Below are 12,509 nucleotides of genomic sequence, written 5' to 3' on the forward strand. Positions count from 1 at the left end.
TTTATCCTTTGATTTTAATTCTATTTAAACGTCTGCCGAGCTACCTTATCGAGATATTTGTTTCTCTTCGCAAGAGATGAATTAGTGACACTACCAAAATTTTGCCAGCTTATATTGCTAAAACCTAACTGCTTCAATGTTTTATTAATGAAAATTTTCTTAATCGCATTGCCCAAGAAAAAACGAATATACCAGGTCGGCGAAGTGGAGGTTGTTAATACATAACAATGTTTTACATTAGTTAGTGCGCCCTTAACCCCAGTTTTAGTAACTGTATGGGATTGGTCTACTCCCTCCTTCATTACTTTATCAATAAATCCTTTCAGCATCCCCGGAATATCATTCCACCAATAAGGCCGTAATAAAAATCACGGTCTGACATTTCTTCAAAAGTGATAAATATTTACTTACCAGCGGATCAGTCGTTCCACCATCATGATATAATGAAAGCTCTTTCGCTGAATAAGTAGGATTAAAATCATCATAATAAAGGTCAATCGTATGGTAATTAAGGTGGCTAGTTTGTAAATTCTTCTGTACATGTTCTAGGATTGCATGGTTAAAACTCTTGACGTATGGATGACAATATATGATTAAAACGCTCATTTTAACTCCCCCGTTAACTCCAATAATGTCGTTTTGACTAAATTAGGGTCATAATTGGTAACCTGGTTCTTAATCAAGAGGGCATAACCTTGAATAAAAGACCAAATTTGATTAAAAAAGTCTTCATCGCTTAATCGCCCTGGGTTAACTTGACTAGCTAAATCTCGCGCAAAACTCAAGAAAGGAAATTCAGTGTTTGTTTGGTGATAAATACTCATGACCGTGGGATTAAAGAATAGGAAATCCATTCGCCTAGGATTGGTTTGAAATAGCTCACAAAAATTTTGAGCCATTGCTAACAGTTGGGCAAAAGCATTTTGTTCATTCGAAATCAGCAACCAATCCACTATCTTTTGAGATAAGACAAGCGCAGTTCGATAGAATAATTCATTCTTATTCTTAAAGTGCTTATAAAAGGCCCCAGTAGTCATATTTAACTGTTGGGCGAGTTTTCTTAATGAAATATTTTGATAGCCCTCATTGTCAATCATCTTAATTGTATTATTGATAATCCTTTGTTCGGTAGTATTTGGCATTGAATCACTCCTTTAAGATAACAGTGTTATTTCGAACATTGCCATTATGATAACACTGTTATCTTAGTTAGTCAAAAAATCACCATCTTTGCGGATTAATACAGAGATGGTGTTCGCTAACAATTTCAGTAATTTTAATTAATGTTTCATTTGGAATATTCTCAGAAGTAAAACCACAGACAGTGTGTCGCGTTTTAACAACCTTTTTCTATTAGTTTCTCCCCTAATGTTGACCGCAAAAGGTTTTATTAATAATTTTCCTCGTATACTCCACCAGTGTTAGATTTCAAAGCCTTGGTGCCGTAAGAACGGTGCGATATCCGGCCGTTGTGAATTAGTTAGAAAATCGCTAGTTTTTGTTGTCCAATCACTGGTAATACTATTACTATTCCGATGAGCATAGTAATCACGCATTGTCTCATCATATCCGGCCAAATTCCTACTCAAATTAGTATTATATCGATTATTGAAGACATGATTCTTCAACGGCATTCTTGGTTTCGGATCATTTTTAGATTTTGGTATTCCTATAGTTAGGCCGAAGAGCGGCACGGTATACTTAGGTAGGTCAAGGAGGGTACTTACTTTAGTTAGGTCATTCCGAATTCCACCAATATAGCAAATTCCTAGACCAATCGCCTCAGCAGCTAAAGCCATATTCTCAGCACTAATTGTTGTATCAACTATACTGACCATTAGGGACTCCATGCTGGTAATTGGCTTTACAGCATTACCTTTTTGTTCCAACACTTTTGCTAGCCGATACATATCTGCGACAAAGACAAAAAAGGCACCTGACTTTTGAGCATGTGGAGCACGGGCAATTGTTGCTAATTGATTGCGTATTTTAGGATCAGTAACTTCAATAATTGAGGTTGCTTGTAAAAAATTCGAGGAGGATCCACTATAAGCTGCCATCAATAGTTGATCCTTAATATCTTTTTCCAAGGGTTCTTCCTTAAAATTACGCACCGAAACATGCTGCTCCATTAATTTAAAAAATTCATCCTTCATCATCATCGATCCTTTCATTATTATCCTATGATGGTTGCGACTCGTGATCTGGGCGGTCATACGAGTATATATCGTACAGGTGTCCATAATTAGGGCCAGAAAGTCGGATAAGAGGATCAAGTTGAGTGATATTAGTATAATAACGATCATCAACAATCTTAGGGTCGATGCTGTAATTAACAACTTCTAACAGTAACACAGATGCATCTTGCTTGCCGGTATGATCATTAACAACGACTTCTTTATAAAGCTTAGTTTCTAAACGCACCCTTGATGTCGCTAATGCTGGAGTCTTAATTACGTTGCTGGGAACTAAATTAAGTTCTTGCTCAGTTACCTCACTTTGTCCATATGGTATCGTAGCCGAAGTCGCATTAAGAGTAACGAGATCATCCTTGTTAGGAATATGGACAACTCCTTCTTTTTCACGAAGAAAGTTGCGCACTGTATCTTTGGGAACGCCTGTCTCTTTATTACCAATCCCTAAGGTAATAAGGGGACGACTGCTTGGCACAGACGAAAAGAAGCTAAATGGGGCTAAGTTAACACTACCATCTTCATTTAGGGTACTTACCCAAGCAATAGTACGGGGGATAATTAAACCAGAGAGTAATTTGTAGTTATCACTGGTTGATAATTGATCACTAGTAAAACTATGTAAATTGTTCATTAATCATTCCCCTTCCAGTTATAATTATTTAAAACATTCTTGATTTGTTCGGGTGAGTGATAGCCAACTAACTGCTTAACAACCACTCCGTCTTTTTTGATAACTAAGGTAGGAATGCTCATAATCCCTAAGTTCTTAGCTGTTTCCGGATTACTATCCACGTCCATCTTAGTGAACTTGACGTTAGACAGTTCATCAGCTACCTTTTCGACGGCTGGTGACTGCATTCGGCAAGGGCCACACCAGGTAGCCCAAAAGTCAGTCACTGTTATTCCCGTACTCGTATCTTTAGCAAAAGACTGATCCGTTGTTTCTTGTACACTCATATTAATAACCTCTTTTCATTTTAAGATGCTTACTTACTATTGTTTTCTCCTTCTTCACTACAGGATTGTCGATCCATCTTTTTAATTACCATATCAAAAATATCGCTAAATGCAGTTTGATAATCGATTACGTTTCCTGGACGATTGGTATGATAACGAACCTTCATTAAGATACAATCCAACAAGCAAGTAAATTAGCAACAAAGTAATCCATAATCTTCTGACGGAGCTCACTTTTAGTGAAGGTGCTCCCTCAATCAATGCCTAAGTATCAACTCAATAATGTTCCATTAGTTACCTCCGAGATGATAGTCCGTCAAGTGTTGGAGAATATAGTTGACCTGACTAATTTGCATCGGCCGCGTATGCCCAACAAAGCACCGAGTATTATCTGGGAGCATACTTAACCGCTTTAAACTTTTAATAAGCTCTGTTTGATTACCACCAGGAAACTGCCATATTCCAGGACCATCATTATATAAGACGTCCCCTACAAAGGCGATCCCGTTTTGAGCGTCATAATAAACCACCGAATCAAACGAATGTCCTGGCGCATACAGCAATTCAAAGTTGACGCCCACTTTCGCTAATGATAGATGATCATTATCCTTTAATAACCGGGGAGTTTGATCAATCTTAATCTGTCGATTATTTTGATGAGCTAGATTCAACTCATTGTCAACGAGATACTCTGGTCCTCGCTCATGAATATAAAATGGTATTTTAAGAGCCTTCGTTAATTGATCAACGGCTCCAGTATGATCAAAGTGTCCATGCGTTAATATAATGGCATCAATCTGCCAGTGCCGTTGCCGAACAATCTGCAAAAGTAGTTCCGGCTGCGCACCAGGATCTATCAGGCAGCCATGGCCTGTTTTCTCGTTCATGTAGAAATAAGCATTCGTTTGGAAAACATCCCTAACCGGTTGAATGTATAATTTCATATTAATCACCAAGTTTACTTAGTCGCCTTATTCTCTTTAGCTAAAGCTTCTGTAAGTAATTGCTTAAAAATTTTCTTTGATTGCGCCCCCATGACACCCTTACCGTCAATTACGATGAACGGAACGGCGTTAATCCCACGCGTCATCACAAAGTTCTCGTCGGCACGTACTTCGTCATAGTATTCGTTACTTCCCAGAACTTTCTTAACGCTAGCTAGCTCCAAGCCGGCCTTTTTAGCGATATCTAATAGGACATCATGATCCGCCAGTTTTTGGTTATCGCTAAAGTATGCTTTAAATAGTAAATCCATTACTTTCTTAGTAAGCAAAGGATCATTTAATGACTTAGCATATTGAGTCAGTCGATGAGCATCCATACTATTAGTATTCAACGTGGAGGCATACTTAAATGTTAGCCCCTCTGCTTCACCCATCTGAGAAATTTTATCAATTCGATAGGCAGCTTCTTCTTCTGTTAACCCGTATTTTTTGGCAAACCGGACTACTGTTGTTTCTGTAACGTCCTTGGGCGCATCAGGATATAACTCGAAGCTATGATAGTCATATTCTACTCGATCCGCAATTCCCATTTCAGCTATTAAGTTATCAAGTCGTCCTTCGGCAATGTAGCAGAAGGGGCAAGCGTAGTCAGTCCAAATAGAAATCTTAATCATAATTATCAAATTCCTCCTCATACTATCAAAAAGATAGTGTTTTTTTGATGTTCTTAGTATATAATTGGTATATCCTAAATACAAGTATGCACTTTTAGGATACTTGGTATCAAAAATAATAGTAATGGATGGTGAAAATGGAAAAGCAAGAATTAGTAGCGTTTAAAGAAATTGACATGGAGCCATTTAATGATGCAATGGCACTTATTAGTGGCAAATGGAAGATGAACATCTTATTCTGTCTCTCCGAATGTGGCACAATGCGTTATGGTGAAATTAAAAATGTATTAGGGAATATTACTCACCGGGTCCTATCGAATAAGCTCAAAGAACTAGAAGATAATGGACTAATTAATCGTCACGAATACCCTCAAATCCCACCAAAAGTTGAATATTCATTAACCAAAAAAGGCAGTTCCCTTCTACCAATTTTAAAAATGGTTTGTGATTGGGGAAAGGAAAACTGCCCAGATTATAATAATTAATGGAGGAAGCCAAAATGCCAAACAAAAATAATGACTTAAGTTCAATCAAAATTCTTAATATGCCCGCTGATGGAATGTGTGGACCTGATGGCTGCAATATTGAAGAACACCGTAAGCTGATGGAAGCTAAGAAAAATTCAAATCAGGTTGAGAAAAATAAGTAGCTTTTCAAAATAATAATTCTATAAGTAGCAACTTGGAGAGGTGGTGACATAAGTCAGATTCCTTTCCCAAAAGACAAATAGTGCAGTATAGTACAACAATAGGCCTCCAAACTTCGGCTTTACCGAACTTTGGAGGCCTATTGTTGCTTGCGGGGCTCCCAGAGGCTACCTTCGCGTTGAAAAACGAAGTCACGAGTGACTTTTGTCTCGCTCCCCCCCCACGCTCTTATTGATAAAATTACTTCAATTTTAGCAATGGGCTTGGGGCTTAGTTTCAACAATACTAACAAGGATGACAATAAATGATTAATGTATCCATTATTTTCCTCCTACCATTTGACTGAGGGTTACTTTAACGACTTGGGGAGATCATAAGTGGTGACATCATTTTTGATTAACAGCGAATATCCCTGGATGAAAGACCATAACTGTTCAAAAAATTGCCGATCATTCAGAATTCCTAGATTTACTTGCTGGGCCAACCGTTGAATCATCTGTAAAAAACTAAAGTCGTCGTGACGCGGCTTATCGGCTATTTATCTGTACGTTCCAACACCGTTACTGACTCAACATGCGTTGTCTGTGGGAACTGGTCCACTGGCTGGATCGGCTTCGTTACATGGTAGCCTTGCTCGGCAAACCGCTGAATATCACGAACCAAGGTAGCAGGGTTGCAACTAACATAGATGACTTTCTTTGGTCCCATCTTACCAGTCGCTTCAATTAAGGATTCGGCAAGACCCTTGCGTGGTGGATCAACGATCACGACATCTGGTTTCAAACCTTCTGCTTGCCATTTAGCGAACTGTTCTTCCGCCTTACCAACAACAAACTTAGCATTCTTAATACCATTTCGTTTAGCATTATGTTTGGCATCTTCAATCGCCGCTGGAACAATTTCGACCCCGTAAACTTGCTTAGCGTGCTTAGCTACTGCAAGAGAAATCGTACCAATCCCACAATAGGCATCGATGACGGTTTGATTACCGTCCAAACCAGCATTGTCGATGGCCGTTTGGTAAAGGCGTTCAGTCTGTTGCGGATTAACCTGGTAGAAGGATAGTGGTGAGATTGCAAAATCAATCCCGAGAAGCTGATCATGAATTTCATCAGCACCCCATAATGTTTTATTCTTATCGCCGAGCAAGCGGTTCGTTCGCTTATCATTGATATTTTGTACAATACTTTTTACTTCTGGCACTCCGGCAACGATTTGCTTTTCCATTGGCAGCCGCTTCGTATTCGTGACTAAGACTACCATCATTTCATGGCTGTAATATCCCCGCCGAACCATTACTGTGCGAATCACACCTTTACCAGTTTGTTCATCATATGGCGTAATGTGGTATTGCCGTAATAAGTCACGGACAACTACAATGGTCTTATCAATTTCTGGATCCTGGATATAGAAATCTTCAATCGGGACTAAATTGTGACTCCCCCGCTTATAAAAACCGGTTTCTAATTGGCCGCAAACCATTTTTACTGGTACTTGAGCCTTATTGCGGTAATGATAAGGCTTTTCCATCCCCATCGTTGGCAAAACTTCAATCTCATCGAGGTGTGCTTTGGCCAACAGTTCTTGAATTTGATGTTGCTTGAATTTCAACTGAGCATCATATTTCAAATGGCCAAGGGGCGCAATACCAGTTTGAATATACTTTTTATCCTTAACATCAACGCGGTCTGGACTCTTCGTCTGCCAGTCCATTACCCGTCCCCAGGCAAAGTGGCTCGTTACCTTAGTAATCTTTACCGTAATCTCTTCACCAGGAAGGGCATTAGGAACAAAGACGGGAAAATCATCAATCTTAACGACTCCATTGCCTTCGTAAGATAAATCCACTACCTTCGCTGGATATTCTTCATTTTTATGTACTGGAATGTTTAGTTTCAAAGTTATTCCTCCATTAATTTCAACGTTACAAACTTCTCCTATTATAACAAAACAAACGGCCAACTTCCTCTTTGCGAAGCTGACTGTTTATGCTTTTACACAATGCTTTTCTAAAAAGTACGCAATTGCTATCATTTCTTCTTCAGAATCATCAGCTAAGGTTATCTGAACGATAAATGCCTCACCTTCATCTGCGCTTAAGTGTAATTCCCAACTGTTTTTCTTTAAAAATAATAATAAGCATAAATAAGCTGTTCTCTTATTGCCGTCAATAAAAATATGCTTTTTGGTTATCTTCTGTACTATATAGGCAGCTTTTAGCCAAATCGATGGGTATAGTTCATTATTAAAAACTTTCATTTGGGGTTGCTCAACTATTACAGATAAACCTTCAGGATATTGAATTCCCATATATTTTTGGCCTGTTCGTATTAATACCTGATGATTCACCATTACAATTTCTTCTTTTGTTAAGTAGATCATTTGTCTTTTAACCGTTCCATCAATTCTTTATTTTCGTCAAATAATTGGTTAATTATTGTCAAGGTCTTATCGTCTACATGTTCTTTTTTCTTAAATGTTATTACTTTACCATCAGGCGATATTGTTTTCTCGTATTCATCACCAGGATTAGCATGCATTTTTTCTCGATCATTTTTAGTTAACCGCAAGCCAAAAGAATTACCAGATTTAAAGAATTTTGAACTATTATTTAATTCTTGCATGTTATCACCTCGTAATTACATTGTATCATATTGTAATTACGAAATTTACATTATAACAAAACAAACGGCCAACTTCCTCTTTGCGAAGTTGACCGTTTATTCTATTTCTTTTCACGATCTTTATAATCGTCAATGCCTTCCATAAAGTCTTTTTCGACCCGCTTAAAGTCAGCTGAAGTTGTAATCGCATCTTCTGGAATTTCATCCAAGTTAGCAATTACTTCCAGGTGCTGCTTTAAGTCATGAAACTTCATCGGCGCATCGCCACCGTATTCACCGTCCAGATTAACCATCAAACGATCATTCTCGTTTAATGGAATAACTTCAATATCGGTTGCCTTGGCATAAATAATCCGTGGGTCATCAAGGTGCTTACCTTGAAGGGCCTTTGCCATTAGGCTGAGCATATCAATTACACTACTCTTCTTAACAATAATCATTGTAAACTTCCCATCATCAAGTGAGGCATCCGGCACGATCTGTTCAAAACCACCAACTGAATTGGTTAATGCAATCATAAACATAGATGCACTACCCCGATACTCCTGATCATCATACTTAATAAGCATTTCAACCGGCTTGATTCGTGGCATTAATTCTGCACCCTTCGCAAAATAAGCCGCATAACCAAAGAGAGACTTCATTTGTGAAGGGACCTCATAGGTTAATTCAGTCATCGTACCACCAGCTGCAATATTCATGAAGTAATTTTCACCAGCGCGCCCAATATCAATTTTGAATTTCTTATTTTTCTTCAAAATTAACTTAGCCGCGGCAATCGGATCATCGCGTGGAATCCTCAATGCCCGCGCATAGTCATTAGTCGTTCCTGCTGGAATAATAGCTAATGTTGGTCGGTGTTCTAAGCCGGCAATTCCATTAACCACTTCATTCAGGGTACCGTCTCCACCAGCAGCAACAATTAGATCAAAGCCATCTTTAGCAGCACGAGTGGCTTCATTCTTAGCCGAGTTAGGAGCAGGAGTAGTCGCAAAGGCACTCGTCTCATAACCAGCCTTTTCATAAATCGACAGGATATCAACTAGGTCGCTGCGGAAGGTCTCACGACCGGAAGTAGGATTGTAAATTATCCGAGCACGTTTTCGCACGGTCATCCCTCCCTACTATTTCGCCTTCAAGGACTTCATCAATAATTGAGTTACAACTTGCGGGTTAGCTTTACCACGAGTTTGCTTCATAATTTGACCCATCAAGTAACCAACAGCCCGGTCCTTACCATTCTTAAAGTCTTCAATCGATTGTTCATTGTTATCAAGAACTTCATCAACAATTGGCTGAAGTTGAGCAGGATCAGATAACTGAACAAGGCCATGTTCCTTCGCGTAAGCATTTGGTTCTTCACCATCTAAGATTCCCTTAAAGACCTTCTTCGCCATCTTAGAAGAAATTGTACCATCTTCAATTAACTTCACCATTCCAGCAAGGTTAGCCGGAGTAAGCTTAGTATCTTGTAAGTCAACTTGTTTATCATTCAAGTAGGAATTTACATCATTCATTAAATAGTTGGCAACCCGCTTAGGATCGCCACCGTCCTTAACCGCTTCTTCAAAGAAATCAGACATTTCCTTAGTTTGGGTAAGAACCATGGCATCGTAATCTGTTAAGCCAAGATCTTTAACATAGTGTTCACGACGCTCACCAGGCATTTCTGGCATTTCACTTTCAATTTCGCTAATCCATTCATCGCTAACATTTACTGGTGGTAGATCTGGTTCTGGGAAGTAACGATAATCATCAGAACCTTCCTTTGTCCGCATCAGGATAGTCTCGCCAGTTGCTTCATCATAACGACGAGTTTCTTGTCCAATGTGGCCACCAGCCATTAATACTTTTTGGTGCCGCTTTTCTTCAAATGCCAGGGCCTTTCGAACATAGTTAAAGGAGTTGATGTTCTTCATTTCTGTCTTGGTCCCAAATTTATCAGAACCAATTGGTCGAATTGAGATATTGGTATCAACCCGCATTGACCCTTCTTCCATTTTCACGTCAGAGATTCCAGTAAATTGGATCCGTTGACGTAATGCTTCCAAGTAAGCCACTGCTTCTTCTGGGGAGGCAATATCTGGTTTAGAAACAATTTCGATTAGTGGGGTTCCTTGCCGGTTCAAGTCGACATATGAATACTTACTAGTGTGCGTGTTCTTACCAGCATCTTCTTCAATATGCATTTCTTTGATCCCGATTTTTTTCTTTTTACCGTTTACTTCAATTTCAATCCAACCATCATGAGCGATTGGCGTATCTGATTGTGTAATCTGGTAGGCTTTCGGATTATCAGGATAGAAGTAATTCTTCCGATCAAAGTGCATGTGGTGGGCAATTTGAGCATGGAGAGCAAGGCCAGCCATGATTCCGTCACGAACGACACCTTTGTTTAAACTTGGCAATACGCCAGGATAACCCCAGTCAATGACATTCGTATTCGCATTAGGCTGGTCACCGTATTCAACGGGGGATGGACTGTAGATCTTTGAGTTAGTCTTTAATTCAACGTGGACTTCTAGACCGATTGTTGTTTGAAAGTTCATCTTAGTTTTGACCTCCTAACTTTGGTGCCTTCTTGTGGAAATCAGTTGTCTGTTCAAAGACATATCCAGTGTTATAAACTGTTTGTTCGTCAAATGCTTTTCCAATGATTTGCAGACCAACTGGCATTCCATTCTTAGCGGAGAAACCAGCAGGGATGGACATTGCTGGTAGCCCGGCCATATTTACAGGAACAGTCAATACATCGTTCATGTACATGGTTTGGGGATCATCAATCTCTGCACCAATCTTAAATGCTGTCGAAGCACCCGTAGCCCCAATGATGACGTCATGATCCTTAAATACGTCTTCAAAGTCTTGAGCAATGAGACGACGAACCTTAGCAGCCTTATTAAAGTAAGCATCATAGAAACCAGCAGAGAGAGAGAATGTCCCTAACATAATCCGCCGCTTAACTTCTTCACCGAAACCTTCAGAACGAGAACGAACATAAACATCTTCCAAATTCTTAACATCATCGGCCCGGAAACCATAACGAATACCATCGTAACGTTGAAGGTTAGAAGAGGCTTCCGATGAGGCAAGGATGTAGTATGCAGGAACACCATACTTAGTGTGGGGTAAACTTACTTCATCAATAATTGCCCCAAGAGATTCTAAGTGATCCAAAGCTGCCTTAATTACTGCCTGAACATCTTCGTCTAAGCCATCAAAGTATTCTTTTGGTACCGCAATCCGTAAGCCTTTAACATTCGTATTTTCATTTAATTGAGCTGCCCAGTCTGGAACTTCTTTAAGCGAGGATGTCATATCCCGTTCATCATTTCCACTGATCAAGGCTGTTAATAAGGCGTTATCCTTAACATTTTGAGTTAACCAACCAACTTGGTCAAAACTTGAACCAAAAGCAATAATTCCCCAACGTGATACTCGACCGTATGTTGGCTTCATCCCAACAACCCCATTAAATGAGGCTGGCATTCGAATAGACCCACCAGTATCAGTTCCCAGCGCACCTAAAACATCGCCGGCCGCAACTGCAGCTGCAGAACCACCTGAAGAACCACCAGGGACACGAGTAAGGTCCCATGGGTTATGAGTAGTAAAGAATGCTGAATTTTCAGTAGATGAACCCATAGCAAACTCATCAAGATTGGTCTTACCAACGTTGATGTAATCAGCTGCATTTAACTTTTCGACAACCGTTGCGTCATATACTGGGTTAAAGTTTTCAAGCATCTTAGAAGCAGCTGTAGTTGTTAGGCCCTTAGTTAGGATATTATCCTTAACAGCAAGTGGAACCCCTGCAGTTAATTGATCGGCACTAATACCCTTTGCGTCAATTTCAGCTGCCCTCTTCACTGCCTGTTCCTCATTTAAGTTGATGAAGGCCTTAACCTGGTCCTCATTCCCTTTAATGTGGTCAAAAGTTTCCTTTGTTAATTCAGTTGCGCTGATTTTCTTATTTACCAAGTCATCGTGCAATTGACTCAAGCTTGTTTGGTAAAAATCCATTATTCGCCGTCCTCACTTTCGTCAAGAATTGCTGGAACCTTGATGTAGCCACCATCAGTTTCAGGAGCATTGTTAAGCAAGGCTTCTTGTTCTTCCATAGAACTCTTAACTGCCTTATCTTCACGCATTACATTTACCCGATCGGTTGCTGATGTCATTGGTTCAACGCCATCGGTATCAACCGCTTCGAGGTCTTCAAACATATCAATAATGTTTCCTAGTTGAGTGGTAAACTTACCAAGTTCATCCTTAGGGAACTCAAGCTTAGCAAGTTCAGCAACGTGTTCTACTTGTTGCTCAGTGATTTTACTGGCCATTCTCTCTACCTCTTTTCCAGTAATTTAAAATCTACATATACATTTAACAATTTTAGCACAGAATAGGTTCCTATTTCATCCATGGAGAAATAAAAAAGGAGTTATCAGTTCGCTTTTTCTAGCAACGA

The 12,509-nt window shown here is 39.5% G+C and carries 16 protein-coding genes and 1 pseudogene; 2 read left to right on the forward strand and 15 right to left on the reverse strand.

The annotated features are described in order from the left end of the window. Window positions 1–20: 20 nt before the first annotated feature. The 8 genes and pseudogenes from H5R88_RS01195 to H5R88_RS01230 all read right to left on the reverse strand — a co-directional run bounded on the left by H5R88_RS01195 (window position 21) and on the right by H5R88_RS01230 (window position 4,770). Window positions 21–606 (reverse strand): annotated as a pseudogene (locus H5R88_RS01195) (NAD(P)H-dependent oxidoreductase). Further along, window positions 603–1,142: a TetR/AcrR family transcriptional regulator gene (locus tag H5R88_RS01200; RefSeq protein ID WP_182600072.1), complete on the reverse strand. Its 540-nt coding sequence runs from the start codon at window positions 1,140–1,142 to the stop codon at window positions 603–605. The pseudogene H5R88_RS01195 and the gene H5R88_RS01200 overlap by 4 nt, the downstream one beginning before the upstream one ends. Before the next feature lie 279 nt (window positions 1,143–1,421). Continuing rightward, the gene (locus tag H5R88_RS01205) at window positions 1,422–2,159 is read right to left on the reverse strand and encodes an NADPH-dependent oxidoreductase (RefSeq protein WP_372457356.1); all 738 of its coding nucleotides are present in this window, start codon (window positions 2,157–2,159) and stop codon (window positions 1,422–1,424) included. 22 nt (window positions 2,160–2,181) lie between these two features. After that, entirely contained in the window at window positions 2,182–2,826 is a 645-nt protein-coding gene (locus H5R88_RS01210; protein ID WP_182600074.1) for a flavin reductase family protein, read from the reverse strand. Beyond that, window positions 2,826–3,152 (reverse strand): thioredoxin, encoded by a 327-nt coding sequence (trxA, locus tag H5R88_RS01215; RefSeq protein ID WP_182578424.1) that lies wholly within the window; start codon window positions 3,150–3,152, stop codon window positions 2,826–2,828. Before trxA ends, H5R88_RS01210 begins: the two co-directional genes overlap by 1 nt. Before the next feature lie 29 nt (window positions 3,153–3,181). Beyond that, the gene (locus H5R88_RS01220) at window positions 3,182–3,319 is read right to left on the reverse strand and encodes a hypothetical protein (RefSeq protein WP_182578425.1); all 138 of its coding nucleotides are present in this window, start codon (window positions 3,317–3,319) and stop codon (window positions 3,182–3,184) included. Between the two features lie 123 nt (window positions 3,320–3,442). Further along, a complete protein-coding gene (locus tag H5R88_RS01225) occupies window positions 3,443–4,096 on the reverse strand; it encodes an MBL fold metallo-hydrolase (RefSeq protein ID WP_182600075.1) in 654 nt (217 codons plus the stop codon). Window positions 4,097–4,110: 14 nt separating this feature from the next. Then, complete coding sequence (locus H5R88_RS01230; protein ID WP_182600076.1) at window positions 4,111–4,770, reverse strand: DsbA family oxidoreductase; 660 nt, start codon at window positions 4,768–4,770, stop codon at window positions 4,111–4,113. A gap of 137 nt (window positions 4,771–4,907) precedes the next feature. Between H5R88_RS01230 and H5R88_RS01235 the strand changes: the two genes are divergently transcribed. Both H5R88_RS01235 and H5R88_RS01240 read left to right on the forward strand, forming a co-directional pair. Then, on the forward strand, window positions 4,908–5,255 hold the full coding sequence (locus tag H5R88_RS01235; RefSeq protein ID WP_182600077.1) for a winged helix-turn-helix transcriptional regulator: 348 nt from the start codon (window positions 4,908–4,910) through the stop codon (window positions 5,253–5,255). A 14-nt stretch (window positions 5,256–5,269) separates the two neighbouring features. Beyond that, on the forward strand, window positions 5,270–5,419 hold the full coding sequence (locus H5R88_RS01240) for a hypothetical protein (RefSeq protein WP_182600104.1): 150 nt from the start codon (window positions 5,270–5,272) through the stop codon (window positions 5,417–5,419). 532 nt (window positions 5,420–5,951) lie between these two features. On the opposite strand, the gene rlmD is transcribed toward H5R88_RS01240, so the two are convergent. The 7 genes from rlmD to gatC all read right to left on the reverse strand — a co-directional run bounded on the left by rlmD (window position 5,952) and on the right by gatC (window position 12,381). After that, on the reverse strand, window positions 5,952–7,316 hold the full coding sequence (rlmD, locus tag H5R88_RS01245; protein WP_182600078.1) for a 23S rRNA (uracil(1939)-C(5))-methyltransferase RlmD: 1,365 nt from the start codon (window positions 7,314–7,316) through the stop codon (window positions 5,952–5,954). A gap of 87 nt (window positions 7,317–7,403) precedes the next feature. Next, a complete protein-coding gene (locus H5R88_RS01250; RefSeq protein ID WP_182578430.1) occupies window positions 7,404–7,799 on the reverse strand; it encodes a type II toxin-antitoxin system death-on-curing family toxin in 396 nt (131 codons plus the stop codon). Beyond that, entirely contained in the window at window positions 7,796–8,041 is a 246-nt protein-coding gene (locus H5R88_RS01255) for an AbrB/MazE/SpoVT family DNA-binding domain-containing protein (protein ID WP_182578431.1), read from the reverse strand. Before H5R88_RS01255 ends, H5R88_RS01250 begins: the two co-directional genes overlap by 4 nt. A gap of 101 nt (window positions 8,042–8,142) precedes the next feature. Beyond that, window positions 8,143–9,156 (reverse strand): diacylglycerol kinase, encoded by a 1,014-nt coding sequence (locus H5R88_RS01260; RefSeq protein WP_182600079.1) that lies wholly within the window; start codon window positions 9,154–9,156, stop codon window positions 8,143–8,145. A 9-nt stretch (window positions 9,157–9,165) separates the two neighbouring features. Further along, window positions 9,166–10,590, reverse strand: coding sequence for an Asp-tRNA(Asn)/Glu-tRNA(Gln) amidotransferase subunit GatB (gatB, locus tag H5R88_RS01265; protein WP_003664499.1), 1,425 nt, complete (start codon window positions 10,588–10,590; stop codon window positions 9,166–9,168). 1 nt (window position 10,591) lies between these two features. Beyond that, a complete protein-coding gene (gene gatA, locus H5R88_RS01270) occupies window positions 10,592–12,064 on the reverse strand; it encodes an Asp-tRNA(Asn)/Glu-tRNA(Gln) amidotransferase subunit GatA (RefSeq protein ID WP_182600080.1) in 1,473 nt (490 codons plus the stop codon). Then, window positions 12,064–12,381 (reverse strand): Asp-tRNA(Asn)/Glu-tRNA(Gln) amidotransferase subunit GatC, encoded by a 318-nt coding sequence (gene gatC, locus H5R88_RS01275; protein WP_182600081.1) that lies wholly within the window; start codon window positions 12,379–12,381, stop codon window positions 12,064–12,066. Before gatC ends, gatA begins: the two co-directional genes overlap by 1 nt. Between the last annotated feature and the right edge of the window lie 128 nt (window positions 12,382–12,509).

It is taken from the genome of Limosilactobacillus agrestis (assembly GCF_014145585.1).
Lineage (GTDB): Bacteria > Bacillota > Bacilli > Lactobacillales > Lactobacillaceae > Limosilactobacillus > Limosilactobacillus agrestis.